At 38.8% G+C, this 338-nt stretch carries 1 rRNA gene; it reads right to left on the bottom strand.

The window, feature by feature from the left end:
* Nucleotide 1: 1 nt before the first annotated feature.
* Nucleotides 2-116, bottom strand: a 5S ribosomal RNA gene (gene rrf / locus H5159_RS20835).
* Between the last annotated feature and the right edge of the window lie 222 nt (nucleotides 117-338).

Here is a 338-nt window from a genome sequence, read left to right as displayed (position 1 = left end):
AGCCTGGTAATGTCCTACTTTCACATAGCAAATGCTACACTATCATCGGCGCTGTTTCGTTTCACTACTGAGTTCGGCATGGAGTCAGGTGGGTCCAAAACGCTATTGTCACCAAGCAAATTAGGGCGTTAATACGTATTTCTAAGTATTAACTGAATTTGGAAAATATCTGATAATATTTTTTAAGTCTTTCAGTAAATATCTACTTTAGTCATATTAACTTCTGTCTAAACTGTCGCATAAAACGCGTTTGGCGTTGTATGGTTAAGCCTCACGGGTAATTAGTACAAGTTAGCTTAATGGCTCACACCACTTCCACATCTTGCCTATCAACGTTG

Origin of the sequence: Pseudoalteromonas sp. SG43-1, from assembly GCF_014164415.1 — a bacterium.
GTDB classification, from domain to species: domain Bacteria; phylum Pseudomonadota; class Gammaproteobacteria; order Enterobacterales; family Alteromonadaceae; genus Pseudoalteromonas; species Pseudoalteromonas distincta.
This window is presented reverse-complemented; position numbering and strand designations above follow the sequence as displayed.